The organism is Aeromicrobium changchenzhani (assembly GCF_057586615.1).
The window spans coordinates 1,515,620-1,542,153 of sequence record NZ_CM172480.1 but is presented as its reverse complement, the minus strand read 5'-3'; the positions used below and the strand labels follow the sequence as shown (position 1 = coordinate 1,542,153).

Sequence of the window (26,534 nt, the reverse complement as noted above, 5' to 3'; positions counted from 1 at the left end):
CAATCAATCTCGAAATCTTGCGTATCTAATGACATTTTATTGCGTAAATAGCAGCTTTTGTTTCGAATCATTCAATATGTGCTTGAAGTCTTATGATACTTGCTTCAGGACGCTGAATAATCAAATGAAACAGCCAGCTCGTGTGCCATCCATAACTCGCTGAACGACGTCGTCAACGGCGATAATCCCATTCGAATCATGTCGGGATTCCGGAAATCCGGAATGATGCCGTTGGCGATCAGATGCGCGGTGATTTCGCGCGCTTTTGGCGTTCGAACCGTGACATGCCCACCCCGGACGGAGTGCTCGCGGGGCGTGATGAGGACCTCCTGCGAATCGGGTGCCCAGTGGTCGACCAAAGCAATCTGAAAGTCAGTCAAAGCGAGCGACTTCGCACGAACTGCGTCGATTCCCGCCTCGGCGATCAGTTTGACGCCCTCCTCCACCGCAACGATGCCCAGAACGTTGGCGGTGCCGCTCAGCAGCTTGCGGATCGACGGCGCAGCCTCGTACTCCGCGGACATGGCGAACATGTCGGCGGCGCTCCACCAGCCGATGATGGGCTGCTGCACCTCGGCCAGAAGACGTTCGGCCACATACATGAAGGCCGGTGCGCCCGGGCCCGCATTGACATACTTGTACGTGCACCCGACGGCAAAGTCCACGCCAGCCGAATCTAGGTCAATCGGGATCACGCCGACCGAATGGCACAAGTCCCACACCACGACGGCGCCAGAATCATGGACTTGTGCGGTGACGGCGGCAAGGTCCAGCAGTATGCCGGAGCGGAAGTCGATATGACTCAGCACCACAACGGCAGTGTTTGGTCCCAGCACACTCGCCAAGAGTTCGGTCGTGACGCTGTCCTCGAGCGTTGGACTGATCCAACGCACAGTGAGTCCACGTGCCGCCGCAACGCTCTCCACCAGATAACGGTCGGTCGGAAAATTAGTGTCATCGACGACAATTTCGTTGCGCCCGGGGCGTACGCCAGCGGCAGCATGCAGAATCTTGTAAAGATTGACCGACGTCGAGTCGGCGATGATCGTCTGGCCAGCAGCCGCACCAAGCAGCGTACGGCCGATCAGATCGCCGACTGACGTGGGCAGTTCAAGCCATTTTTCGGACCAACCGCGAATAAGCCGGCCGCCCCAATCCTCGTCGATGACCTGCTTCAATCGCGCCGAGGTCGCCTTCGGCAATCGCCCGAGTGAATTGCCGTCTAGGTAGGCAACCAAGTCGGCGTCGATGACGAAACGATCCCGGAATGCTGCCAATGGATCTGCTGAGTCAAGCGCTTTGGCGCTCGCAAAATTGATCTCCATGATCGAACGATCTTCTCACGGCTAGAGTTCACCCGTGACCGAACGAGACATGCGAATGAAGATCGGCCGCGGCGTTGCCGACATAACCGGCGAACCTTGGGGTGCAGGCATGATGGGCTACGGCATGCCCGATCAGTGGACCAAAGGTATTTTGAGCCGGCAGTTCGCAAGGGCCTTCGTATTCAACGACGGTTCCGAACAAATTGTGTTTGTGGTTGCCGACATCGGCATGTTCTTCCAGTCGACCGTCGAGGCGATCTTGGCCGGGCTGGAGCGTCGTTTCAATGGCATCTATACGGCACGAAATGTCGTCCTCACCGCGACGCATACGCATTGCGGGCCTGGCGGCCACGGCCACCACATCCTGTACAACATCACCACCAAGGGATTCCACGCACGAACCTTCGACCGCGTCGTCGACGGTGTCATCGAGGCGATTTCACTCGCCCATGACGACCTGACTCCCAGCATCGCGATCCTCAACCGGACCGAACTGACTGATGCGAGTGCCAATCGTGCTCAGGCCGCCTTCGATCGCAATCCTGCGGCGGATCGGGAACCGTTCATCAATTCGGTGGATCCAATGAGCAGCTTGCTCCGCATCGAGCGGGATGGACAACTCGTCGGCGCGATCAATTGGTTCGCCGTCCATGCGACGTCGATGACCAACCGCAATCGGCTGATCAGCGCGGACAACAAGGGTGTTGCAGCGCTGTTGTGGGAGAACCAGGGAGCGGTCCCCCGCACACCGCACGCCGAACTCGTCACGGCATTTGCCCAGACCAATGCGGGTGATATTTCGCCGAATCTCAGTCTGCGACCCGGGACCGGGCCAACCGATGATCCACGCGAGAACGCGCGCATCATCGGTAGCCGCCAGCTGGCCGCGGCGACGACCCTGTCAACCGCGGCAGGCGAGACGCTCACTCCCCTGCTTCAGGTTCGCATGACGTACGCGAATCTAGCCCACCGGTTCACCGCCGCCGGGCCAACCGGACGCGCGATTCTCGGCGCAAGTTTCGCCGCTGGCAAACTGACTGACGGGCCTGGCGCCGCATTTTTCGACGAGGGCAAAAACAATCCGGTATTCGAGAAGATCACCTCGGCGCTGGCCAGGGTGTTCCCGCGTGCGGCAACCGCCCATGCCCCCAAGGATTATGCAATCCCGGCCGGTCCCATGCGCTGGATCGCTGAGACCTATCCGATCCAGCTCGTACGAATTGGCAGTCTCTACCTGATCTGTTTGCCGATCGAGGTCACTGTCGTTGCTGGCTTGCGGTTACGCCGTGCGGCGGCCGCCGCGCTCGCCGCCGACCTAGATCACGTCCTGATCCAAGGATATGCAAATGGTTATGCCCATTACCTCACCACACCCGAGGAATATGACGAGCAGTTGTATGAGGGCGGCTCGACGATCTTCGGCCGCAATGAGTTGGCGGCACTGAACGACATCGTGATCGCATTGGCCGGCGCGATGGCTTCGGGTCGTCGCGTTGATGCGGGAACTCCACCGCAGCGGCAACGCGTACGAATTGCCAGCCCGACCGGGTCGCCGCGGCTGGAACGGCGGCAGCCGATCGCAGTGTTGTCAGCACCAAGCACCGCGGCCGCGGGCACCACCATCACCGTCACGTTTGCCGCCGATCATCCCAATGCCACGATCCGCCCAAATTATCTGCTGGTGGAGCGTGAAACTCTCGCCGGTTGGGAACCCGTCGCCGATGACAGCTCGCTCGACACGACGATCGAGTGGGCGCATGATCGTCGTTGGCGCTGGTCTGCCACCGCAATGTGGCAGACGGGGTCGCCAGGAACCTATCGATTGACCTATATCGGCCGCACGACCGCGACCACCGATCCCATCATCATCACCTGACGGCCAATCCCCGCTGCGGACGAACGATGAGGGATTCGTGTTGTTCCACCGTCCAGAACCCTCATCGTGAGTCATGCCGTGAGCGACGGGCAAAGACGAACGCCCCCGAACCGCGGACGGTCGGGGGCGTTCGGTTGCTGCTTTAGGCGGTGATCAGGCGTCGGCATCCTCAGCCGAAGCATCATCATCAGCTGCATCATCATCGGCCGTGACGGGGACGAGCGAGATCTTGCCACGGTCGCCAAGTTCGGCGATCTGGACCTGAATCTTGTCGCCAACCTTCACAACGTCCTCGACATTGTTGACCCGCTGGCCACCATTGAGCTCACGCAGCTTGCTGATGTGCAGCAGGCCGTCCTTGCCCGGTGACAGCGACACGAACGCACCAAAGTCGACCGTCTTGACGACGGTGCCCAGGTAACGCTCGCCGACCTCGGGCATCGTCGGGTTGGCGATCGAGTTGATCATCGTGCGGGCGGCTTCGGCGGCATCGCCGTTGTCCGCACCGACGTAGACCGTGCCATCGTCTTCCAACGAGATCTTCGCGCCCGTGTCGTCCTGGATCTGGTTGATGACCTTGCCCTTGGGGCCAATCACCTCGCCGATCTTGTCGACCGGGATCTTGATGGTCAGGATGCGCGGAGCGTACTGGCTCATCTCATCGGGCTCGGAGATGGCCTGCGCCATGACATCCAGAATCGTGAGGCGAGCGTCATGGGCCTGCTGAAGCGCGGCGGCCAAGATCGAGGCAGGAATGCCATCGAGCTTGGTATCGAGCTGCAGAGCAGTCACGAAGTCCGGTGTGCCGGCAACCTTGAAGTCCATGTCGCCGAAAGCATCTTCGGCGCCGAGGATGTCGGTCAGCGCAACGTACTCAGTCTTGCCGTCGATCTCACCGGAGATGAGGCCCATGGCAATGCCCGCAACCGGCGCACGCAGCGGGACACCCGCGTTGAGCAGACCGATCGTGGACGCACAAACTGAACCCATCGAGGTGGAACCGTTGGAGCCGAGCGCCTCAGAGACCTGACGGATCGCGTAAGGGAATTCCTCACGTGTCGGCAGGACCGGGACCAGGGCACGGCCAGCGAGGGCACCGTGACCAATTTCGCGCCGCTTGGGCGAGCCCACGCGACCGGTTTCGCCAACCGAGAACGGCGGGAAGTTGTAATTGTGCATGTAGCGGACAGTCTTGACCGGTGACAGCGTGTCGAGCTTCTGCTCGAGACCAAGCATATTCAGCGTTGTGATGCCCAGGATCTGGGTCTCGCCACGCTGGAACAGCGCCGAACCATGCACGCGCGGGATAACGCCCACTTCGGCACTGAGCTCACGGATGTCGGCCAAGCCGCGTCCGTCGATTCGGACCTTGTCGCGCAGCACACGCTCGCGGACGATCGACTTGGTGACCCCCCGCAGCGCGGCGCCGAGTTCCTTCTCGCGACCTTCAAACTTTGCGCCGATCTCATCGAGCACATCGGCCTTGATCTCGGACTCCCGCGCTTCGCGCTCGGACTTGCTAACGATCGTCTGCGACTCGGCGAGACGCTCACTGGCAACTGCCTTGACTGCGTCATAGACATCGTCTTGGTAGTCGAGGAAGATCGGAAACTCTTGAACCGGCTTGGCGGCAACCTTGGCCAGTTCGGCCTGTGCCTCACACAGCTGCTTGATGAATACCTTGGAAGCTTCGAGGCCCTCGGAAACAATCGCCTCGGTTGGCGCCTGAACGCCAGACTGGACGAGGTCCCAGGTCTGTGGAGTCGACTCGGCCTCAACCATCATGATCGCGACGTCATCGGTGCCATCGTCTTGGCGAGCGACGCGGCCGGCAACGACCATGTCGAAAACCGAGTTGGCGAGCTGGGTATGAGTCGGGAAGCCGACCCACTGTCCGTCAATCAATGCAACCCGAGTCGCGCCGACCGGACCGGAGAACGGAAGACCGGAAATCTGCGTCGACGCCGAGGCCGCGTTGATTGCCAGCACGTCGTAGGCGTGATCGGGGTTGAGTGCCATGACCGTGATGACAACCTGGACCTCATTGCGCAGCCCCTTCTTGAAGGTCGGGCGCAACGGGCGATCGATCAAACGGCAGGTGAGGATCGCGTCTTCGCTGGGACGTCCTTCACGACGGAAGAACGATCCGGGGATGCGACCGGCGGCATACATGCGCTCTTCGACATCGACAGTCAGCGGGAAGAAGTCGAAATGATCCTTGGGGTGCTTGCCGGCCGTCGTGGCCGACAGAAGCATCGTGTCGTCGTCGAGGTAGGCCGCGACTGCGCCGGCGGCCTGGCGGGCCAGCAGCCCGGTCTCAAAACGAACCTTGCGAGTGCCGAAGGAGCCGTTATCGATAACGGTTTCGACGCTGTGAATTGTGGGTTCCGTCATAGGAATCCCTTCCGCAGGCTTGGCCTGCTCATCTCATTGGAGAGACGGAGCATGCTGCGGCGGGTATTTCGTGCCGGTCTTCGATCGAGGCACGCGGGTCGAAAACCCGAATGCCACTACCGAGGACCGAGCTGGTCGGCCGGCGGCTGCTCCGTCATGGAACGTACGAACTGTATGAAATTATTTGTACAACAAGCGGCCACCCCGAGGGAGTGACCGCTTGTTTAGGACTATCGACGCAGACCGAGGCGCTCGATCAGCGAACGGTAACGCTCGATGTCGGTCTTCTGCAGGTAGTTCAGCAGACGACGACGCTGGCCAACAAGTAGGAGCAGGCCACGACGGCTGTGATGGTCGTGCTTGTGCACCTTGAGGTGCTCAGTCAGGTGCGCAATGCGCGCGGTGCGCAAGGCAATCTGGACTTCCGGGGATCCGGTGTCGCCTTTGTTGACGGCGTACTGGGCGATAATGTCTTGCGTGGACGCTCCCGCGACCGTGGGCTGCGCAGTCTTTTTCGACACGCGGTTCTCCTTCAGGTAATTCGTTGCACGGCGCGCCGGGGCCTGTTCACCCGGGCACTATGATTCCGTGGCCGTTATACGGCATGGTCAGGTTATCAGCGTGAGCCACGTCGAAGCCAATCGGTGCGCACGGATCTGGCCTTGGACTACTATGAACGATTAGGTTCCGCTCCCCAGTTGACGAGGTGACTGTGCCCAAGGCCTTGCTGATCCCCATATTGTCCTGCGCGCTAGCGCTGCTTGCGGCATGTTCACCATCTGCTGCAACTCAGGCCACAGTTCGCCCAAGTATCAACTATGTCGCGCTCGGCGACTCATACTCCGCGGGGCCGTTGATAGCGCCTACGGCAGAACCGCAGCCCGCGCTCTGCGGCCGTTCGCAAGCCAATTATGCCGGCTATCTAGCTGCTTATCTCCGAGTCCGATCGTTGACCGACGCCACCTGCAGTGGAGCGGACACCGCGGATCTTTACGCCTCGCAGAGCATTCGTATGGGGCTTCCCCAAAACCGTGACACTGAAACGCCGCCGCAGTTGGATGCTGTCACCGCAAAGACCGATCTCGTCACGATCGGCCTCGGCGGCAATGATTTCCGACTATTCCAGAGCGTGCTGAAAGCGCTGCTCGGCGAAGGCAATATCAACATTAAGCTCCGCCAAGCCGACGCCATTCAGGCCAATCTTGAGAAGGCCATCGACGCGATCCACGAACGGGCACCGCATGCCCGTATCGTTGTGGTCGGCTATCTGCGTGCACTCCCCAAGAATGACGCGTGTCCAGCCTTGCCAGTCACGCAGTTCAAGATCAAACAGGCGGATGCGATCCAGCGAAGGATCAACGCATCGCTAGCGGCCGCGGCGCGCACCAAGCACGCAATCTTCATTGATTCCTATGCCATTTCGAGCGGCCACGACATGTGCTCAGGAGCGCAAGCATGGGTTAACGGGCTGCACACTGATTTGTTCAAAGCCGCGGCGTTTCACCCCTTTCGTGCCGGTATGAATGCCGTCGCCCAGCAGATCTACCGGCAATTAACGGCGAAATCTCCGCCCAAGGCACCGAACAACGCGGTGCTGAGTTCGGTGCCCAGAGGTTAAGCAGCCCCGAGGTTAAGACGCCTAGAGCTTAAGAACCGCGCGCGTGCGATCCACGTCGTCGTTCATCTGCACGATCAACGCCTCGACACCTTCGTAGGTGACCATTCCGCGCAGCCGCTCAATGAATTCGACCCGGATCTGCTCGCCATAGAGGTCGAGATCAGTCCGGTCGAGAACATACGACTCAACCCGGCGTTCGATCCCGTTAAACGTCGGATTGGTGCCGACCGAGATTGAGGCGGGCAGACGATCGCCGTCGGCGCGCACGAGCCAACCGGCATACACGCCGTCCAACGGCACCGCCACAGTCGAGTCGACCGGCAGATTGGCGGTCGGGAAGCCCAGTTCGCGCCCGCGTTGATCGCCCTTGACGACAATTCCGGTGACGCTGTGCGGGTGGCCGAGCACCTCGGCGGCGGCAGCCACGTCGCCGGCCGCGACCAGAGAACGGGCTAGCGTCGAGGAGAATGCCACCGCTCCCCCATCAAGACTCAGTCCGTCCACGACGAATCCTGCAGTAGCACCAACGTTGCGTAGCAATTCGACGTCGCCGGCCGCCTTGTGGCCGTAGCGGAAATTCACGCCGATCGCGACGCCCGCCACCTGGAGTTGATCGATGAGAACCCGTTGGATGAACTCTTCGGGGGGCAACGCCGCCATGGCAGCGTCGAAGGCCAAGACATACACCTGATCGGCCCCGGCTTCGTGCAATAGCGCAATCCGACGTTCGAGGGTGCTCAGTTGCAAGGGCACTCGGGCCGGGGCAATGACTTCTAGCGGGTGTGGATCGAAGGTCACCGCAATTACCGGCAGACGCTCATCCTCGCCCAGTCGTTCAGCAAGGGCACGCGCCCGAGCAAGGACGTGAGCATGGCCGCGATGAACACCGTCGAAATTACCGATCGTGACAACGGTGGGTCCAGCGGCCGGCTCAGTCGCCGCTCCGTCCACCTCACGCCAGATCATCACGGGAAAACTGTGCCACAGCCGTCATCGGCCACCAGCAGGAGTCCGGCTAAACCTGAATTCACCGACGGAGCTTGGCACTACCGTTATGGGCGGCGCTCGAAGGATCGGTTCACCAGTTCGGCTACGACAGCTTCTCCCTCCGCATCATCCCGGGTTGACTTTGCGTTGACCGGCGCAAGCAGCTCGACTCGGTTACCTTGGCCATCGGCCGTATGACACCGCTCGTTGCCTGGGAAGTTGTAGCGCTGACTCCAGTCAACGTCGAACCCGAGGTTGCTCAGCCGCGTCGCGACACTCTCGAGTTCAGTCACGCTCGCTACCTGCAGAGCGGGATGCGCTTTGAGCGCGGGAACAAATTGTTCTTCCACACCAACGTGGATCTCGGCGGTCACCAGTCCCGAATCGTCATACGCTCGGAACCACGCACCGCCTTTTGACTTCAAATCTTCGGGCTTTTCCACCTCGATGAGCCCAAGCCCGTCGCAATAGAATCGTCGTGCGGAGTCCTCGGCTCCCAAGGCGCACGCAACCTGAACATGGTGCATTCTCATTTTGTCTCCTTATCGCTTCAATCCATGGTGGACAGCGGTGGACGGGATTTTGTCCTCAGAGCAAAGGTCGCAGTGGTCTGAGGATGAGCTCGCATGCTCGCACCACGAAACTGCGCGCATGCCAAGCCTCAACCGACAGCCGCTCCGTGTTCGTGCAGTCATTGTCGAAAACGGTCTCCATGTGGGATGCAACACCGTCATCAAGGATCTCTAGGTTGATCTCGTAGTTGCCGGTAAGGCTCAGTCGGTCGATGTTCGCGGTGCCGATCGTCGACCATTTGCCGTCGATCGTCGCGGTCTTGGCGTGCACCATCCAATCCTTGTAAAGCAATATCTCGACGCCGGCGTTCAACAGTTCCGAATAGAAGCCGCGCGACAGCCAATCGGCGACGACGTGATTGGAGATTTTTGGCATGACGATTTTAACCAGCACTCCCCGTTTACAGGCCGCCTTGAGCGCCGCAAGGATATCGCCATCAGGTATGAAGTACGCCGCCGTGATGAAGATGTGATGTTGAGCCCGATCAATCGCTTCCAGATACATGCCCCGGATGGGGAAGATCATCTGCCGCGGCACATTGCGATGGGCACGGATATGCGATTCCCAGGAGGGCGATCCGGCCTCTTTGATGTGTTCGGCCTCGGGGTGCCGCTGGTTCCAGAAGTCCACGAACGCATTGTCGAGATCCCAAACTGCCGGACCTTCGATCTTGATGTGGGTGTCACGCCAATTTGTACGATAATCCGTGCCGATGTTGTAGCCGCCGACATATCCAACACCCTCATCTACGACCAAGATCTTACGATGATCGCGGCCAAAGCGGCGGATGCTCGGCACCAGCATGCCGAGGTTGAAAACTGGATACCGCAACGATTTGATCGGTTTGGGCATACGAAGGAATTTCGGCGACACGACCAGATTGGCGAATCCGTCATAGATCACATAGACGGCCACGCCACGATCAGCGGCACGGATCAGGGCCGTTTTGAACTGTTTACCGACCGAATCGTGCTTCCAGATGTAGGTCTCCAACAGGATCCGTGTCGAGGCGCCTTCGATCGCAGCGAGCATGTCATCAAACAGGTCGGCACCGTAGGTGAATGTGGTCGCCTGATTGCCCGTGCCAATATCGGTGGGCACCGGCGCCGTGATGGGGAATCCGTCGTCGGCTTTCCTGACACGCTGCACCTTGCGGACCTTGCTCGTCACCATCAATCCGAGGACAACCCCCACGATCGCGCACGTCCAGACAACAATGACCCGCTGCCCCAGCCGCCACGGCGTTCCGCGAGTGATCTTCATGGCTCAGACACTAGCGAAGACGGCGACTGCTTTGGCTCCACCGTCGGTTGCGGTGTAGATCGCGAGAAAGCGTCCATCGGGCGCGAATACCGCCACCGGGCCAGCGGCACCAAGATCAACGCCGGTCAATGCCCGGCCGAAACCGATGTCAGTCGCCTGTGTTGGATCGGCCTCGAATACCGGGAAGGTCGAGCGTGCTGCGCGTTCAAGGTCAATGAAGGTGAAGTCCGCCGCCAACTCGTCCAGCGTTTTCGCATCATCGAGGGTGAAGCCACCAACGCGTGACCGACGCAACGCAGTCAAATGGCCACCGACGCCGAGCGCTGCACCCAAATCACGCGCAAGCGCCCGAATGTAGGTACCACTCGAACACACGACGCGTACGTCGACATCGCGCACCGAACCATCGGTACGGATACCGATCACGTCAAATTGTTTAACTTGGACTGGCCGGGCCTTGAGCGCCACGGCCTCGCCCGCTCGTACGCGCGCATACGAGCGTTTGCCATCGACCTTGATCGCCGACACTGCGGACGGAACCTGCTCGATGGCACCGCGGAACGGGCCGACCGCGGCCCGGATCTGAGCATCGCTGAGTTGGTCGGCGGCGGTCTCAGCGATGACCTCGCCTTCCTTGTCGTCGGTCACGGTCGTGACACCAAGGCGGATGGTGGCGAAATATTCCTTCTCGGTCAGCATCAGGTGACCGAGAAGACGGGTGGCCCGATTGATGCCGAGAACGAGGACGCCGGTTGCCATCGGATCGAGGGTGCCCGCGTGGCCGACCTTGCGGGTGCCGGCGAGACGACGGAGCCGCCCGACGACATCGTGAGATGTCCAATCGGACGGCTTGTCGACGATCACGAGTCCCGAGTGCGAGCCAGGATTCGACGTTTCGGTCACTCCGCCTCGTCCTCGAGTTCCTCGGCGTCATCGGTTTTCTTGTACGGATCGGCGTCGCCGGCGTACTCGGCACCAACGGCTTGCGCCGCCACTGCAGCATCTTGATCACGAGCCTTCAATAGCAAGTCTTCGATCTGCCGTGCAGTTTCTGGCACCGCATCGAGGAAGAACTCGATTGAAGGAGTGTGTCGCAGTCCAAGTTGCTTACCGACTTCGGACCGAATCACCCCAGTCGCGCTTCTGAGCGCGGCCGCGGTGGAGTCGATCGCCATCTGGTCACCCAGCACGGTGTAAAACACCGAAGCATGCTGGCTGTCGCCGGTGAGCCGGACGTCGGTCACCGTGAGAAAGCCGAGCCGCGGATCTTTGATCCGACGCTCCAGCATCTCCGCCACGATGACCTTGATCCGGTCTGCGACTTTCGGGTTTCGTTTGCCTGCCATCAGAAATGCTCCATCAGACGCGCGGCTTCTCGCGCATTTCGAACGTCTCGATGACATCGCCAATCTTGATGTCGTTGTAGCCCTTGAGCGTCAGACCACATTCGAAGCCCTCGCGGACCTCGGAGGCGTCGTCCTTTTCGCGCTTGAGGCTGCCCAGATCGAGATTGTCCTTGACCACAGTGCCGTCTCGGAGCAGTCGAGCCTTCGAGTTGCGTTTGATCGTGCCGCCGGTGACCATACAGCCGGCGATGTTGCCGATCTTGGACGAGCGGTAGATCTCGCGGATCTCTGCGGTGCCGAGCTGAGCTTCTTCGAAGATCGGCTTGAGCATGCCCTTGAGCGCCTGTTCGATCTCCTCGATCGCGTTGTAAATGACCGAGTAGTAGCGGATCTCGACGCCTTCGCGGTCGGCCATTTCGGTGGCCTTGCCCTGCGGGCGGACGTTGAAGCCGATGATGATCGCGTTGGACGCTGCGGCCAGCATGACGTTGGTTTCGGTGATCGCACCGACACCTCGATCAATGACGCGCAGGCTGACGTCGTCGCCCACATCGATCTTGGCCAGCGCATCTTCGAGCGCTTCGACCGAACCCGAACCGTCACCCTTGAGGATGAGCAGCAATTCGTCGGCTTCGCCCTTCTCCATCGAGGACATGAAGTCCTCCAAGGTACGTCGACCACTGCGTTGGGCGAGGAGCGCATTGCGTTCACGCGCTTCACGCTTCTCAGCGATCTGACGGGCCAGGCGGTCATCAGAGACGACCATGAAGTTGTCGCCGGCGCCAGGCACGGCGGTCAGGCCGAGAACTAGTGCCGGTCGCGACGGATCGGCTTCGTCGATGTTGTTGCCGTACTCATCGAGCAGTGCGCGAACGCGGCCGAAGGCCGGGCCAGCGACAAGCGAATCGCCAACGCGCAACGTTCCGCGATGGACGAGGACGGTGGCAACCGGGCCACGGCCACGGTCGAGGTGCGCCTCAATGACGAGGCCCTCGGCGTGCTGCGATGGGTTGGCACGAAGATCGAGCGAAGCATCCGCGGTCAAAACCACGGCCGCCAGCAGATCTTCCAAACCGGTGCCGGCCTTGGCTGACACGTCGACGAACATCGTGTCGCCGCCGTACTCCTCGGGCACCAGACCATATTCGGCCAACTGTCCGCGAGCCTTGGTCGGATCGGCATTGGGCTTATCCACCTTGTTGACCGCGACGACGATTGGAACGCTTGCAGCCTTGGCGTGGTTGAGCGCCTCGACTGTTTGCGGCATGACGCCGTCGTCGGCCGCGACCACGAGGATCGCGATATCGGTGGCCTGCGCACCACGGGCACGCATTGCGGTGAACGCTTCGTGACCTGGCGTATCGATCAGGGTGATCTTGCGTTCAGCGCCATCAAGCTCGGTTGTCACCTGGTAGGCGCCAATCGACTGGGTGATGCCGCCGGCTTCCTTCGCAATGACATTGCTCGAACGCAGCGCATCGAGCAGTTTGGTCTTGCCGTGGTCGACGTGACCCATGACAGTGACGACCGGCGGACGCGAGTACAGGTCGGCCTCGCCGCCTACATCCTCACCGAACTCGAGATCGAAGGATTCGAGCAGCTCGCGGTCCTCGTCCTCGGGCGAGATGACCTCGACCGTGTAGTTGAGCTCTTCGCCCAACAACATCAGCGTCTCGTCATTGGCCGATTGCGTGGCCGTGACGATTTCGCCTAGGTGGAACAGCACTTCAACGAGCGATGCCGCATCGACACCGATCTTCTCGGCAAAGTCACCGAGCGACGAACCACGGGTCAGACGTACGGGCTCGCCGTTGCCCCTGCGAACGCGCACGCCACCAATGGCGGGCGCCTGCATCTGGTCAAATTCCTGACGTTTCGCGCGCTTGCTCTTGCGACCACGACGAACCGGGCCACCAGCGCGCCCGAAGGCGCCCTGCGTGCCACCACGGTTATTGCCGCGTGGTCCACCGCCGCCGGGACGACCAGCGAACCCACCGGGACGACTTGCTCCACCGCGGTTGTCGCCGGTCGAACCGGGCGCACCGCGACCGGCTCCAGCGGGACGACCGGGCGCACCGCGACCTGGTCCGCCACCACGGGCCGGACGAGCACCAAGCGCAGGTGAACTCTGCTTGGGCATCATGGCCGGATTGGGGCGAGGCATACCCGGACGAGCCGGCGTGCCACCTTCGCGTGCGGCCGGAGGACGCGGCGCCGTGTTGCGCATGCCCTGCGTGGTTGAGAACGGGTTGTTACCCGGCCGAGCACCCGACGGACGGGGGGCCGCAGGACGCGGTCCCGGTGCGGCCGGACGAGGGCCCGGTGTCGCTGCGCTCGGTGGCTTCGGGATTTCATCAGCCGGTGGTTCTGGTGCGGCCTTTGCCGCCGGCGCGTCGACCGGCTCGGCTGCAGGCAGCTCAGATTTGACGGCTGCAGGCGCCTTAGGGCCGGGTTTTGGCCCGGGCCGCGCTGTGGTCGTGGCGGCAGGTGCTTCGACCTGCACCTCGACGGGTGCGTCGGCGGGTGCCTCAGTGGGGGCAGCAACCTCGACCGGCTTGTCGTCGGCCTTCTTGGCAGCAGCCTTCTTGGCCGGCTTCTTCTTGGCTGCGCCTTGGGCGCGCAACGTATCGCCATGTTCTTCGTTGAGTCGGCGGACGACCGGTGCTTCCACAGTGGAAGACGCGGACTTCACGTATTCGCCCATGTCCTTCAAGGTGGACAGGACGACTTTGCTCTCGACTCCGAACTCGCGTGCGAGTTCATGGACTCTTACAGCCACTTTTCTCCTTCAGGGGGTCCGAACCCTGGGAGGGGCACAGACCGCTAGTTGACGTACAAGATCATTTGGAGTTACTCATCGAGTGCTCATGAGCGGGTGCTCCGAATTCTTTTCGGGAACGCAGGGTTGCGTTCGGCGGTCATTTCTTCTGCTCATTTGTATCCCGGATGGCCGTAGCCACCAAATCGGTGTCGATCGCGCCCTCTAGGTGGAGGGCCCGGCCGAACGCTTTGCGGCGTATGGCTTGGTCGAGACACTGGACCGTGGGGTGCAGGTGCGCTCCGCGGCCCGGTAGCGATCCGTTTGGATTCGGTGTGATCACCCATACAGATGACGACCGAACCCCGACGACTCGCACCAGAGTGGCTGAGTCCGCACGCTCTCGACAACCGATGCACGTACGAACAACCGTGGACAAGTCTAACCCTTCTGCGAAGGCTCCGCGCCCTCGGTGTCCGAGCGGATGTCGATTCGCCAACCGGTGAGCCGTGCGGCGAGTCGCGCATTCTGCCCTTCCTTGCCGATCGCAAGCGACAACTGGAAGTCTGGGACGACGACGCGGGCCGAACGAGTCTGCAAGTCCACGAGCGTCACGCTTTTGACCTGTGACGGTGAAAGTGCCTGCGCAATGAACTCAGCCGGATCGTCGCTGTAGTCGACGATGTCGATCTTTTCGCCGTGCAGTTCACTCATAACATTGCGTACTCGCTGTCCCATCGGGCCGATGCAGGCACCCTTGGCGTTGATGCCCGGAACCGTCGAACGCACCGCAATCTTGCTGCGGTGGCCGGCCTCGCGAGCGATTTCGACAATCTCCACGGTGCCGTCGGCAATCTCAGGTGCCTCGAGTGCAAACAACAACTTGACCAGCTGTGGATGCGTTCTGGAGACCTTGACGCGAGGTCCGCGCATGCCCTTCTCGACAAGGTAGACATAACATTTTATGCGCTCGCCGTGAACGTATTTTTCTTCTGCCACGCGCTCAGCAATCGGCATTAGCGCTTCAACCTTGCCGAGGTCGACCAGAACATCGCCCGGCTCGCGCCCCTGCTGAATGATGCCGGAGACGATGTCGCCGACTTTGCCGGAGAACTCACCGAACTGACGTTCATCCTCAGCATCGCGGAGCCGCTGCATGATCAATTGGCGTGCGATCGTTGCGGCAAAGCGGCCGAAGTCATCGGGGGTGTTGTCGAATTCCTCAGAGAACTGCGGCTGTGGGCGTTCGCCCTCGCCTACCGGTTCGAGATCGGCGAGACGCTCGCGTGCCCAGACGGTGACATGGCCAGACTTGCGCTCGAGCTCGACGCGCGCAGTGTGTTGCGCATCTGGTGTCTTGAAGTAGGCCGACAGGAGCGCCTGTTCGATCGCTTCGACAACGACGTCGAACGACAAATCTTTTTCGCGTTCGAGGGCACGAAGTGCCGACATGTCGATATCCACGTCAGACGCCTTTCCGGTTGAGTTCGATCTGGACGAGGGCCTTGCTGACCTCGACGTACGCGATGGTCTGCTCGCCCCCAGTGGTGGTGATTTGCACGTCGTCCTCAGCAGCGGCGAGGATCCGGCCCTCAATCGTGCTGCCGTCAACAAGATGCACCTTGACTAGGCGTCCTTGATTACGGGACCAATGCCGAGGAAGGGTCAGCGGTCGGTCGACGCCACGGGACGTGACTTCGAGGGTGTAGGGCATCGACCCCATCACATCTGATTCGTCGAGGGCGGCAGAAAGTTCACGGGTTGCCGCGGCAATGTGATCAATCGTGATGCCGCCATCGGTGTCAATCGCGATGCGGAGGACCCGCCGTTTGCCAGCCGGGGTGAGTTCGGATGCTTCGAGGTCGAAACCCAGATCGCTCACGATTTTGGCGACTAGCGTCTCGAGCCTGTCGGTCATGGCTCTTCCTCCATCTTCTTTTGTCGGCACGCCAACTATGGCGGTGTCGGGTCAAGCCTAGAGCATCCCGGACGTATAACCTGCCGTAGTGATCAGTCGACGCGCACTCATGGGCACCGGAGCCGGTATCGCGTTGCTCGCGGTCGCTGGCATCGTCGGCGACCGCACGCATCGACTCGACGATCTGGCCCGTACGGTCGGGCTCGAACCACAGCGGCGCGCGGCCGATGCCGATCTCGCGATCCTCAAACGTGCTCGGACTGATCAGGACGCACTGCTCGCGCTGACCGCCGCAGTATCGGCAGCGCATATCGATCTCACCAAATCGCTCACTCCCCTGCTGGCCAACCTCCAAAACCAGCTCAAGCAACTCGGCGGTCCGCTCACCGACACGGGCAAAAAGACTGCACCAACCGATGCAACAGCGGCACTCGATCTGTTAATTGCCGACTTTCGCGGTTCCGAACACGCCCGTTCAACCGCTGCGCTCAGCGCGGTTTCGGGTGAATTCGCGCAGGTTCTCGGGGCCATGTCCGCTGGCCTCGCCCAAGCTGTCGTGGTGCTAAAGGCAATACGAAAGCAGAACGCATGAGCCGCTCGGAGGCAGCACTCACCGCATTGCATAATTGCCTTGCGATCGAGCACGAAGCGCTGTGGCTCTATGGTGTCATCGGCGCGCGCATCGATGCCCTCGACAACAGGGCGCAATCGTCATACAAAAGCCATCGCCGCAACCGGGACGCTCTGTTAGCCATGTTGGCGGGGTTGAGGCTTCCGGGACCGCGCTCCGATTATGCCGTCAGCCCGACCAAAACTACCGCGCAAGGTGAGGCGCTTGCCCAGGCGATCGAAACAAAATGCCAGGCCGCCTATCTCGCGGTGATCGGCGTCGGCGATGCCTCAGACCGAGGATTTGCGGTCAAAAAGCTACGCGCAGCCGCGCTCGCAGGTCTTGACTGGCATGCTGAACCAGCCGCATTCCCAGGCCTGCCGGACTGACCAGTTCACGTCGCAGCTCACGTGGCCAAGAATGCAACGACCTCATCAACCGGCACGTTCTGGCGGTCACCGGTCTTACGGTCTTTGACCTCGACAACCCCGTCGACGAAGCCCTTGCCCACGACGACGATCGTCGGCATACCGAGAAGCTCGGCATCCTTGAACTTGACGCCGGGCGAGACCTTGCCCATACGATCATCGAACAGAACCCCAATCCCGGCCGTTTCCAGCTCGGCATACAGCTGCTCGGCGCCCGCAACAACCGCTTCGTCCTTGCCGGCAATGACCAGGTGGACAGCGTAAGGCGCGACCTCCTTCGGCCATACGATGCCGATGTCGTCATGGGAGTTCTCGACGATTGCGGCCACCGCGCGCGAAACGCCTACACCATATGAGCCCATCGTGACTGTGACGAGCTTGCCGTGCTCATCGAGCACCTTGAGATCCAATGCCTCGGCATACTTGCGGCCAAGCTGGAAAATATGTCCCATTTCGATGCCGCGCGCGAGTTCAAGCGGGCCCGAACCATCGGGAGCGGGATCCCCGGGATGGATCGTCGCTGCCTCGATCGTGCCATCGCCGGTGAAGTCACGACCGGCCACCAGATCGATGACGTGCGAACCGTCGATATCCGCGCCCGTCACCCAACGGGTGCCCGCAACGACGCGCGGATCGGTCAGATAACGAATGCCTGATGCTGCTTCCAGACCCAGCGCGCCCGGCCCGATGTAGCCCTTGACCAGCGCCGGGTTCTTGGCGAATTCGGCGGCATCAAATGCCTCGACTTCGGCCGGCTCAACCTGTGCCTGCAGGCGTTTCTCATCCACATCACGGTCACCGGGTACGCCGATCGCAAGCGGCTCACGGGTGCCATCCGGGTGCTTCAACATCACGATGACGTTCTTGAGGGTGTCTGCGGCGGTCCAGGGTCGATCCGCGCGAGGGAACTCCGCATTGATGTGATCGACAAGGGTCTGAATCGTGGGGGTGGCCGGGGTTTGCTCCGCATGGGCTGCAGGCAATCCGTCAAAGGGCGCTGCCTCGGGAATGAGCGTTGTCACGGCCTCGACATTCGCGGCATAGCCGCCGGGCGAGCGCACATAGGTGTCCTCGCCGTTCTCGGCCACCGCGAGGAATTCCTCGCTCGCCGATCCGCCCATCGCACCTGCCGTGGCCTTGACGATGACGTAGTCGAAACCGAACCGGTCAAAAATCCGAATGTAAGCCGCTCGGTGGGCCTGATAGGCCTGTTCGAGACCGGCATCGTCAACGTCGAAGGAGTAGGAATCCTTCATGACGAATTCCCGACCGCGCAAAATACCGGCGCGCGGGCGTGCTTCATCACGGTACTTCGTTTGAATCTGGTAAAGACTCAGCGGCAAGTCCTTGTAGGACGAGTAGAGGTCCTTGACCAAAAGTGTGAACATCTCTTCGTGCGTGGGGCCGAGTAGATAATCGCCGCCCCGACGGTCCTTGAGTCGAAACAGGCTCGAACCAAATTCTTCCCAACGGCCCGTCGCCTCATAGGGCTCGCGCGGGAGCAGCGCCGGAAACTCAACTTCCTGGGCACCGATACCGTCCATTTCTTCGCGCACGATCTTCTCTACATTGCGCAGGACCTTGAGCCCCAACGGGAGCCATGTGTAGATCCCGGGGGCAGCGCGGCGCACATACCCGGCCCGTGTCAGCAGCCGGTGGCTGGGGACTTCGGCATCGGCCGGATCATCACGCAGGGTTCGGACAAAGAGCTTGGACATACGCATGCCCGAAGCCTATCCGTCACGACTTGGCCGCTCCGAGGGCTGTGCGGATTAGGGTGTACTGCAACGGGAGGCGCACGATCGTCGCGACTTTGTACCAGGTCGACGCTTTGGAGCTGCGCAGAGCGCTAACGGTCATCTGCACATTCGCCGGGAAGATTGCGGCGAGCAGACCCGCCGAGAGCACTCCGCCGATCCGGCGCGTACGCGGGTGGACGAGCATCGCGGCGCAGGCGACCTCAGCGACCCCTGAGACGTAAACGAGCTCACGCTTCTTGGGCAGCGGTTTCGGCACCGCCGACTCAAAGGTCTCGGGCCGGACGAAGTGGATGACCGCCGACGCGGAGAACATGGCGGCAAGCGCCTTGATGCTGAGGCTCATGAATCCGAGCCTAGCGGCGCGGTCCGATTACGGCCCGATGAGAGCGCTCCGCCGCGCGGCCCAGTCAGGGTTGTCGGCCACCGTGATCGTGACTTTGGGCGTCCCGATTTTCACATTTTTGGACTGATCGAGCATCAGGCTGAAGGTTTTGTTCGGACTCGGTTTCGGATCGGCGATAATTGTTATCACGGTCGACACTTTCGTAGCACCACGTTTAATCGCGAGAACTTTGCGGACAGCGGTGTAGTCCTTGCCGGCGACCGCGGTGCCATCTACCGTATAGACCCGCAAACTCGCATTACGTTATGACGGCGTATCCAGTGCGAAGGTGACTGTTGTCTTGGTGGTAGCAGACGTGCCCTCATTGACCGACACGCTGTGCGCTGAGATGCGTGAAGGTGGAGCGGTTACCTGCAACGGGACGAGGCAATAGCCGGCCTTTCGCAATCCCTTGACGATGCCCGGCACCGCCTTGATGGTGCGCGGGGAGTTCCTGACCGCATCGTGCATCAGGATCACGTTGGACCGGTGCTTGCGAAGCCCCTTGAGTGCTGCCTTTGTGATCGTCGCCGAGCTACCGCCGCGCCAGTCGTTCGTGTCGATCGTCCAGAGCGCCTGCTTCAGCTGCCGCTGCCTGAAGACCTTTCTGACCCGTACGTTGGTGTCACCGTATGGCGGCCGTACGAATTTGGGCATGATGCCCGTTGCCCGGCGGATTACCGACGTCGTACGGGCGATCTGGCTGCTGACTTTGGCGCTCGATAAACGGGTCAGCTGCGGATGGTCCCAAGAATGATTCTCTACTGCGTGGCCGTCCGCGATCTCGGCGCGAAGGAGTTCCGGATAGCGCTTGGCGTTCCTGCCTTGGACGAAGAACGTGGCCTGCGCATGATTGGCCCGTAGGACTTTGAGCAGCTTCGGCGTAAACGTCCGGTGCGGTCCGTCGTCAAAAGTGATCGCGACCGACCCGGAACGGCACCGAGTGTCTGGAGCGATCATCGCATCGGCCGGAGCGACAACTACGAGAGTCCCCGCCACAATCGCGGCGATCACGACAAAGAGACGAATCACCGGTTAACCATAGGCCGATTCGTTACGGATTCACAGCAGAATTGTTGCGAATGTCGCACGCTGTTCGAAGCCAACCCGCTCATACGTTCGGCGGGCCGGGATGTTGTGGTGGTTGACGTACAACGACACCGCCGGTGCGACCCGTGCGCGAGCTTGCTGAACCACCGCCGCCATCGCCGGTGCGGCGATCCCTTGGCCGCGATGCGCCGGATCGACATAAACGCCTTGAATCTGACAACCATTCGCGGTGGCAGCCCCGATCTCCGCCTTGAACAGGACTTTATCGTTCTCGATGATCGCAAATGACCAACCCTGAGCAACTAATTGCGTAACCCGTCCGCGATAGCCGGTGCGGCTGCCCGCTTCGGGGTCGAGGCCGATTTCTTCCCTGAACATCGCAACGCTGGCCGGATACAGAGTTTCGATCTCATCGATCCGAACATTTCTGACTCGTGGGTCGGGCTCGAGTTCGCTGTCGGTTTCAAGCACCATGAACGGCTGATTGGTCCGGGGTGAACGCGCTGGTCCCCAGGACGGCCCCAGGATGTCCCACAATGCCAGGACGCTCGACTGCAGACCTACGATCGACGAACACTTGAGCCGGGTCGCCAATGCATGTTCACCAAATACGGCCAATGCCTCGGGGGTCGCCTGCGCCGGTATGAGATTGGCCGCCGCGTGACACGCCGAAATAAGCTCGCCCGCTTCGAAATATCCCCAAATTGCGCCACCGAGCCAACTCGGCTGCAGATGTGTTGTCGCCACTCGGTAGTCAACAAACAAATTGACCAACGGGTCGTCGGCGAGCAGCTCCCGAAGCGGGGCAAGATCGCCCGTTCCCAGGTTGCGCAACATGTTGCGGTCCGTCAGCTGACGGATACGACGGGGCCGTCGCCCGATTCCATACTCTCGGCGATCCGCATCGCCTCTTCGATCAAAGTCTCGACGATCTTGCTCTCCGGGACCGTCTTGATGACCTCGCCCTTGACGAAGATCTGCCCCTTGCCGTTGCCCGACGCAACGCCGAGGTCGGCTTCACGCGCCTCGCCCGGTCCATTGACGACGCAGCCCATCACGGCAACACGCAGCGGCACGTCAAGGCCTTCGAGGCCAGCGGTGACTTGCTCGGCCAGCGTGTAAACATCCACCTGGGCACGTCCACAAGACGGACAGGAAACGATTTCGAGCTTGCGTGGGCGCAGGTTGAGCGACTGCAAGATCTGGATACCGACCTTGACCTCTTCAACCGGCGGCGCGGACAGCGAGACGCGGATCGTATCACCAATGCCCTGGCTCAGGAGTGCTCCGAAAGCCGTCGCGCTCTTGATCGTTCCTTGGAACGCGGGCCCAGCCTCGGTAACCCCGAGATGAAGTGGCCAATCACCACGTTCAGACAGCATTTCATAGGCGCGAACCATGATCACCGGGTCGTTGTGCTTGACCGAGATCTTGAAGTCATGGAAATCGTGCTCTTCGAACAGGGACGCTTCCCAGACGGCCGACTCAACCAGCGCTTCGGGAGTGGCCTTGCCGTACTTCTCCAGCAGTCGCTTGTCGAGCGAGCCGGCATTGACGCCAATCCGGATCGAGGTGTTGTGGTCCTTGGCGGCCTGCGCGATGGCTTTGATCTGGTCATCGAACTTGCGGATGTTGCCCGGGTTGACCCGGACTGCCGCACAACCAGCCTCAATCGCAGCAAATACATACTTGGGCTGGAAATGAATGTCCGCGATAACAGGAATCTGCGAGTGCTTTGCAATACGTGGCAACGCCTCGGCGTCGTCCTGACTGGGGCACGCGACGCGGACGATGTCGCAACCAGCCGCAGTCAGTTCGGCGATCTGTTGAAGCGTCGTATCGACGTCGGAGGTCAGCGTCGTGCACATCGACTGCACCGAGATAGGGGCATCGCCGCCGACCAGAACCTTGCCGACCTTGATCTGGCGGGTCTTGCGGCGCTCGGCCAGAACCGGCGGCGGCGCTTCGGGTAGTCCCAAGTCAACGGTCATGTCAGTTTCACCGGATTGACGATATCGGCATAAATCAGAATCACACTCATGACTATAAGGAGAGAGCCGACGACATAGGCCACCGGCAGCATTTTGGCGACGTCCACGTAGCCCGGATCGGGCCGACTTCTAAGCTTAGCCCAGCCACGCCGCACCGCTTCCCACAGTGCGCCTGCGATATGGCCGCCGTCAAGCGGAAGCAACGGGATGAAGTTGAACAATGCGAGGAACAGATTGACCGCGGCCAGTAGGCTCAGTATCCGCTGAGTGCTCTGGGCCAAAGTGGGCTTATCCACGGTGACCATTTCGCCGGCCACCCGACTCGCGCCGACGACGCTGATCGGGCCGTCTGCCTCACGCTGCGCACCGAACGCCGCCTTGGTGACTGCGACCATGCGCTGCGGCAGATGGACGATGACCGATGTCGTCCCCTTGGTCATCACCCACATCTGCTCACCGACGAACGCCGGACCTTGGCGTTGGTTGACCTGGGTAGGGCCGACGCCAAGGAAGCCGACATCAACGGTTTTGTCCGGATTGTCGACCGCGAGACGCGGTATGACCGAGGTCGTGACCGTCTTGGTAAGCGTCGTGTCACCGCGGATGAATGAGATGTCTGCCGAACGCGCCCCATTAGCCCGAATCAGGCCGGTGAGTTGATCCCAGTCGTTGATCTTGGTGCCGTTGAAGCCGACGATCCGATCGCCCTTTTCCAATCCGATGGCCTTCGCTGGCGCGACTGGATCCGATGGCGTACACGTCCGCCCTGCCTCAACGTCACTGATGGCGCAATCGGAAACTGTTTGCACTGTCGTTGTGGGGGTCTGAATGCCAAAGCCCATGAACACGATCGCGAAGAGCATGATTGCCAAGAAAATGTTGACCACCGGTCCGCCGGACATGACGATGAGTTTCTGCCACCATGCCTTGCGGTAGAACAGCCGGTCACGGTCCTCAGGGCGGATATGTTCATACTCCGCATCCCTGGCATCGGCGATCAGTTGCGTGAACATCCCCGTATTGGTGTCGCGGATTTCATCGGGGTCTTGCCCCTTGCCCGGCGGCAACATGCCCACCAGTTTGACGTAGCCGCCAAGCGGGATGGCTTTGATGCCATATTCTGTCTCGCCGCGTTTGAACGACCAAATGGTGTTGCCGAAACCCACAAAGTACTGGGTTACCTTGATTCCAAACTTTTTGGCCGGATACATGTGACCGGCCTCGTGCAGCCCGATCGAGATCGCCACGCCGAGCACGAACACGACGACGCCGAGCGTGTAGATCAGGGCATTCACGAGGTAGTTCTTCCTTCGGTCAGGGCTTTCGCGCGCTCACGTGCCCACGCATCTGCGGCCAGAACGGAGTCCAGTGTGGTCTCCCCCAATCGTACGTTGGGATCGGTCAGGTGCTCATCGACGACGGCCGCAACGGTGTCAACTATGCCAAGGAAGTCCAAATCGCCACGAATGAACGCGTCGACGCACACCTCGTTGGCGGCATTGAACACAGCAGGCGCGGTGCGGCCAAAGCGGCCAGCCTTGCGTGCAAGTTCGACGGCTGGGAACGCTTCGTTGTCGAGCGGAAAGAATTCCCAGGTCGCTGGCTCGGTCCAGACACACGGTGCAGTCGCCCCCGCGATGCGCTCAGGCCAGGCCAGGCCAAGGGCGATTGGGAGCTTCATGTCCGGCGGGGATGCCTGCAGCATCGTGGCCCCGTCGACGAACTCGACCATCGAGTGCACGGTCGAGGACGGGTGTACGGCAACCTCAATCCGGTCGAAACCGATACCGAACAACAGATGTGCCTCGATGACTTCAAGGCCCTTGTTGACCAATGTCGCAGAGTTGATGGTGATGACCGGGCCCATATCCCAGGTCGGATGCGCTGCGGCCTGAGTCGGCGTCACATCGACCAATTCGGCCCGAGTCCGACCGCGGAACGGTCCCCCACTCGCGGTGACGATCAGTTTGGCGACGTCCTCGATCCGTTCACCACGCATTGCCTGGGCGAGCGCAGAATGTTCCGAATCGACTGGAACCAGCTGGCCCGGCTTGGCAGCAGCGAGCACTAGCTCGCCGCCGATGATCAGCGATTCCTTGTTAGCCAACGCCAGCTTCGTGCCCTGCTCGAGCGCCGCCAAGGTCGGGAGGAGCCCGACCGCCCCGGTCATCCCGTTGAGGACAACATCACACGGTGTACGGGCCGCTTCTGTCGCGGCATCAGGCCCGGCGATGATGCGTGGCAAGGTGAAGTCCCCTTCGGAGTAGCCACGTTTCTGCGCCTCCGCATACAACGCCAATTGAATGTCTTGAACCGCTGTCGAGTTGGCCACCGCGATCAGCGGGACTTCGAACTCGATTGCCTGCTGGGCCAGCAGTTTCGGGTGATTGCCACCGGCTGCCAGCGCGACAACGGTGAACCGTTGACGGTTGGCTTTGATGAGTTCCAGCGCCTGAGTGCCGATCGAGCCCGTGGAACCAAGAATGGCGACATGCCTATGCATGTCGCCATTCTCGCGTATCGCGCCTACCGGACCTACTTGACCTCCGAACGCAACAGCCGCCAGATGCCGATCGTCATGGGCAGGACCAACCAGATCAGGCCCGATGTCGCAAACTCGGCCCAGTTCTTGCCGGTCATGGAGGCATCGAATAACGGCCCCTGAGCGAAGGAGAAGTCGATCCACGGCTGGACCTGTTCGAACCAGTGCATCCGGGCGGCACCGACGGCAAAAATGCCGGGTAGCACGAAGCTATAGACGAAGAACAACACAATCGCGGCTGCGGTGTTGAGAAACACCATGCCGAAGGCGAAGCCGGTCACCAGACCGATTACCTGCAGCAGGAAGAATCCGCCCAGCTGCACCATGCTCACATTCCAAACGGGCGAAAAGCCGGTGAAAACGCCAAATAGAACATTGCCCAGCGCACCAATCAACACCGATACCACGAGCGCACCGACCGCAACAATGATCGCGCCGATCAACTTCGCTGTGATGATTCGGCTACGGCGCGGCTCAAGAGTGAAAGTCACCAAGCCGGTCCGCTGCCCGAATTCGCTGGTTACCGACATAATGCCGAGCACCGGAAGAAGGACACTCATCGGGATGCTCATTGCCCCGACAAAGTCTTCGAACGTGGCGCGCCCGTCCTGCGCTGCCAGAACCCACAACATAATGATCATGACGAGCGCGGACAGCCCGGCAATGCTGATAACCAGCCATTTACCTGCGCGGGTGTCGAATAATTTGCGGAGTTCAACGTTGACCAGCCGTGTCATCGGGATGCCGGTCTTGGTGAGGTCGATGGTTTCGAACTGCGTTGCGGTGCTCATGCGGTCGCTCCTTGCTGGGTCAGCTGTTCACGCTGGGTGTCGCCGGTGAGGTTGAGGAACATTTCTTCAAGGCCGGCACCATCGGCAGGCCGTAGTTCGACGAGTGCAACGCCTGCTGCCGCCGCAGCCTTGCCGACTTGTTCAGGCGTCGCATCACTGCGCAAGCCGGCATCGCCAGATGTCACTGCACTCAGGCCCGCGGCCGTGAGAGATCGCACGAGTGCGTCCGGATCACCTGATTTGACAAATGTTCCGGCGGTTTTGAGCAATTCGACCTTCGTGCCCTGTACGACGATGCGGCCTTGCCCGATGACGATCAGGTCGTCGGCGATGACTTCGATCTCATGCAACAGGTGCGACGACAACAACACGGTGCCACCACGGTTGGCGTATTCGCGAAGCAGTCCACGCATCCAGTGGATACCGGCCGGGTCGAGCCCGTTGGCCGGCTCATCCAGAATCATGATCCGTGGGTCACCGAGCAATGCGTGGGCGATACCGAGGCGTTGACGCATACCGAGCGAATAATTGCGGATTCGTCGTTTCGCCTCCGCCGGGGTGAGACTCACCAACGCCAACATCTCGTCGACGCGGGACATCGGCAGGCCCATCGTGAGTGCGCCAAGGGTGAGGACTTCGCGGCCGGTGCGGCCGGCATGCTGTGCTGACGCGTCCAGCAGGACTCCCACCTGCGTACCTGGATTGGGGATGTCACGGTAGCGAGCACCGGAAATCGTCGCTGAGCCCCGATCCGCTGGCGTCAATCCGGCGAGGATCCGCATCGTGGTGGTTTTGCCGGCCCCGTTGGGCCCGAGAAAACCGGTGACCGTACCGGGCTTGCATTCGAATGAGACGTCGTCGACGGCTCGGAAGCCACCGTACGTTTTGGTAAGTCCTTCTACTTTGATCATGCCTCCAACCT

26 protein-coding genes are annotated in these 26,534 nt (G+C 61.0%); 4 read left to right on the top strand and 22 right to left on the bottom strand.

Annotated elements, in window-relative coordinates; all coding sequences use genetic code 11:
* Positions 1-104: 104 nt before the first annotated feature.
* Positions 105-1,325 carry a kynureninase gene (kynU, locus tag AC2YB9_RS07790; RefSeq protein WP_487268256.1) on the bottom strand — a complete coding sequence of 407 codons (1,221 nt, stop codon included), beginning with the start codon at positions 1,323-1,325 and terminating at the stop codon, positions 105-107.
* A gap of 34 nt (positions 1,326-1,359) precedes the next feature.
* Between kynU and AC2YB9_RS07785 the strand changes: the two genes are divergently transcribed.
* Positions 1,360-3,201 (top strand): neutral/alkaline non-lysosomal ceramidase N-terminal domain-containing protein, encoded by a 1,842-nt coding sequence (locus tag AC2YB9_RS07785; RefSeq protein ID WP_487268254.1) that lies wholly within the window; start codon positions 1,360-1,362, stop codon positions 3,199-3,201.
* Positions 3,202-3,354: 153 nt separating this feature from the next.
* Here AC2YB9_RS07785 and AC2YB9_RS07780 read toward each other — a convergent pair whose 3' ends face one another.
* Together AC2YB9_RS07780 and rpsO are read right to left on the bottom strand one after the other, a co-directional pair.
* The gene (locus AC2YB9_RS07780; protein WP_487268252.1) at positions 3,355-5,595 is read right to left on the bottom strand and encodes a polyribonucleotide nucleotidyltransferase; all 2,241 of its coding nucleotides are present in this window, start codon (positions 5,593-5,595) and stop codon (positions 3,355-3,357) included.
* Between the two features lie 230 nt (positions 5,596-5,825).
* Positions 5,826-6,065 carry a 30S ribosomal protein S15 gene (rpsO, locus tag AC2YB9_RS07775; protein ID WP_487268579.1) on the bottom strand — a complete coding sequence of 80 codons (240 nt, stop codon included), beginning with the start codon at positions 6,063-6,065 and terminating at the stop codon, positions 5,826-5,828.
* 242 nt (positions 6,066-6,307) lie between these two features.
* Between rpsO and AC2YB9_RS07770 the strand changes: the two genes are divergently transcribed.
* Positions 6,308-7,213 (top strand): SGNH/GDSL hydrolase family protein, encoded by a 906-nt coding sequence (locus AC2YB9_RS07770; protein WP_487268250.1) that lies wholly within the window; start codon positions 6,308-6,310, stop codon positions 7,211-7,213.
* Between the two features lie 21 nt (positions 7,214-7,234).
* Here the strand turns inward: AC2YB9_RS07770 and AC2YB9_RS07765 are convergent, their stop codons facing one another.
* From AC2YB9_RS07765 to rimP, 9 genes are all read right to left on the bottom strand, one after another.
* Positions 7,235-8,179: a bifunctional riboflavin kinase/FAD synthetase gene (locus AC2YB9_RS07765; RefSeq protein WP_487268578.1), complete on the bottom strand. Its 945-nt coding sequence runs from the start codon at positions 8,177-8,179 to the stop codon at positions 7,235-7,237.
* Positions 8,180-8,265: 86 nt separating this feature from the next.
* Positions 8,266-8,733 (bottom strand): VOC family protein, encoded by a 468-nt coding sequence (locus AC2YB9_RS07760; RefSeq protein WP_487268248.1) that lies wholly within the window; start codon positions 8,731-8,733, stop codon positions 8,266-8,268.
* Positions 8,734-8,788: 55 nt separating this feature from the next.
* Positions 8,789-10,036: a phospholipase D-like domain-containing protein gene (locus tag AC2YB9_RS07755; protein ID WP_487268247.1), complete on the bottom strand. Its 1,248-nt coding sequence runs from the start codon at positions 10,034-10,036 to the stop codon at positions 8,789-8,791.
* 3 nt (positions 10,037-10,039) lie between these two features.
* Positions 10,040-10,939 (bottom strand): tRNA pseudouridine(55) synthase TruB, encoded by a 900-nt coding sequence (gene truB, locus AC2YB9_RS07750; RefSeq protein WP_487268245.1) that lies wholly within the window; start codon positions 10,937-10,939, stop codon positions 10,040-10,042.
* On the bottom strand, positions 10,936-11,382 hold the full coding sequence (gene rbfA, locus AC2YB9_RS07745; RefSeq protein WP_487268243.1) for a 30S ribosome-binding factor RbfA: 447 nt from the start codon (positions 11,380-11,382) through the stop codon (positions 10,936-10,938). Before rbfA ends, truB begins: the two co-directional genes overlap by 4 nt.
* 13 nt (positions 11,383-11,395) lie before the next feature.
* Positions 11,396-14,161: a translation initiation factor IF-2 gene (infB, locus tag AC2YB9_RS07740; RefSeq protein WP_487268241.1), complete on the bottom strand. Its 2,766-nt coding sequence runs from the start codon at positions 14,159-14,161 to the stop codon at positions 11,396-11,398.
* Positions 14,162-14,300: 139 nt separating this feature from the next.
* Positions 14,301-14,579, bottom strand: coding sequence for a YlxR family protein (locus AC2YB9_RS07735; protein WP_487268240.1), 279 nt, complete (start codon positions 14,577-14,579; stop codon positions 14,301-14,303).
* A 2-nt stretch (positions 14,580-14,581) separates the two neighbouring features.
* The gene (nusA, locus tag AC2YB9_RS07730; RefSeq protein ID WP_487268239.1) at positions 14,582-15,604 is read right to left on the bottom strand and encodes a transcription termination factor NusA; all 1,023 of its coding nucleotides are present in this window, start codon (positions 15,602-15,604) and stop codon (positions 14,582-14,584) included.
* 1 nt (position 15,605) lies between these two features.
* Positions 15,606-16,058, bottom strand: coding sequence for a ribosome maturation factor RimP (rimP, locus tag AC2YB9_RS07725; protein WP_487268237.1), 453 nt, complete (start codon positions 16,056-16,058; stop codon positions 15,606-15,608).
* Between the two features lie 88 nt (positions 16,059-16,146).
* On the opposite strand from rimP, the gene AC2YB9_RS07720 reads away from it, so the two are divergent.
* Both AC2YB9_RS07720 and AC2YB9_RS07715 read left to right on the top strand, forming a co-directional pair.
* Positions 16,147-16,650, top strand: coding sequence for a hypothetical protein (locus tag AC2YB9_RS07720; protein ID WP_487268236.1), 504 nt, complete (start codon positions 16,147-16,149; stop codon positions 16,648-16,650).
* Positions 16,647-17,057: a DUF4439 domain-containing protein gene (locus AC2YB9_RS07715; RefSeq protein WP_487268234.1), complete on the top strand. Its 411-nt coding sequence runs from the start codon at positions 16,647-16,649 to the stop codon at positions 17,055-17,057. The genes AC2YB9_RS07720 and AC2YB9_RS07715 overlap by 4 nt, the downstream gene beginning before the upstream one ends.
* A 17-nt stretch (positions 17,058-17,074) precedes the next feature.
* Here AC2YB9_RS07715 and AC2YB9_RS07710 read toward each other — a convergent pair whose 3' ends face one another.
* From AC2YB9_RS07710 to AC2YB9_RS07665, 10 genes are read right to left on the bottom strand one after another with little or no spacing between them, the layout of a single operon-like run.
* The gene (locus AC2YB9_RS07710; protein ID WP_487268232.1) at positions 17,075-18,820 is read right to left on the bottom strand and encodes a proline--tRNA ligase; all 1,746 of its coding nucleotides are present in this window, start codon (positions 18,818-18,820) and stop codon (positions 17,075-17,077) included.
* A 16-nt stretch (positions 18,821-18,836) separates the two neighbouring features.
* Positions 18,837-19,199, bottom strand: a complete 363-nt coding sequence (locus AC2YB9_RS07705; RefSeq protein WP_487268231.1) for a DoxX family protein — start codon at positions 19,197-19,199, stop codon at positions 18,837-18,839.
* A 27-nt stretch (positions 19,200-19,226) separates the two neighbouring features.
* Positions 19,227-19,490: a Calx-beta domain-containing protein gene (locus AC2YB9_RS07700; RefSeq protein ID WP_487268229.1), complete on the bottom strand. Its 264-nt coding sequence runs from the start codon at positions 19,488-19,490 to the stop codon at positions 19,227-19,229.
* 12 nt (positions 19,491-19,502) lie between these two features.
* Positions 19,503-20,270 (bottom strand): polysaccharide deacetylase family protein, encoded by a 768-nt coding sequence (locus AC2YB9_RS07695; RefSeq protein ID WP_487268228.1) that lies wholly within the window; start codon positions 20,268-20,270, stop codon positions 19,503-19,505.
* A 30-nt stretch (positions 20,271-20,300) separates the two neighbouring features.
* On the bottom strand, positions 20,301-21,125 hold the full coding sequence (locus tag AC2YB9_RS07690) for a GNAT family N-acetyltransferase (RefSeq protein ID WP_487268227.1): 825 nt from the start codon (positions 21,123-21,125) through the stop codon (positions 20,301-20,303).
* An 11-nt stretch (positions 21,126-21,136) separates the two neighbouring features.
* Complete coding sequence (gene ispG, locus AC2YB9_RS07685; RefSeq protein WP_487268225.1) at positions 21,137-22,279, bottom strand: flavodoxin-dependent (E)-4-hydroxy-3-methylbut-2-enyl-diphosphate synthase; 1,143 nt, start codon at positions 22,277-22,279, stop codon at positions 21,137-21,139.
* Positions 22,276-23,574: a M50 family metallopeptidase gene (locus AC2YB9_RS07680; protein ID WP_487268224.1), complete on the bottom strand. Its 1,299-nt coding sequence runs from the start codon at positions 23,572-23,574 to the stop codon at positions 22,276-22,278. The genes ispG and AC2YB9_RS07680 overlap by 4 nt, the downstream gene beginning before the upstream one ends.
* Positions 23,571-24,782, bottom strand: a complete 1,212-nt coding sequence (dxr, locus tag AC2YB9_RS07675) for a 1-deoxy-D-xylulose-5-phosphate reductoisomerase (protein ID WP_487268223.1) — start codon at positions 24,780-24,782, stop codon at positions 23,571-23,573. Before dxr ends, AC2YB9_RS07680 begins: the two co-directional genes overlap by 4 nt.
* A gap of 32 nt (positions 24,783-24,814) precedes the next feature.
* Positions 24,815-25,612, bottom strand: coding sequence for an ABC transporter permease (locus AC2YB9_RS07670; protein ID WP_487268221.1), 798 nt, complete (start codon positions 25,610-25,612; stop codon positions 24,815-24,817).
* Positions 25,609-26,523 carry an ABC transporter ATP-binding protein gene (locus AC2YB9_RS07665; protein ID WP_487268220.1) on the bottom strand — a complete coding sequence of 305 codons (915 nt, stop codon included), beginning with the start codon at positions 26,521-26,523 and terminating at the stop codon, positions 25,609-25,611. The genes AC2YB9_RS07670 and AC2YB9_RS07665 overlap by 4 nt, the downstream gene beginning before the upstream one ends.
* Between the last annotated feature and the right edge of the window lie 11 nt (positions 26,524-26,534).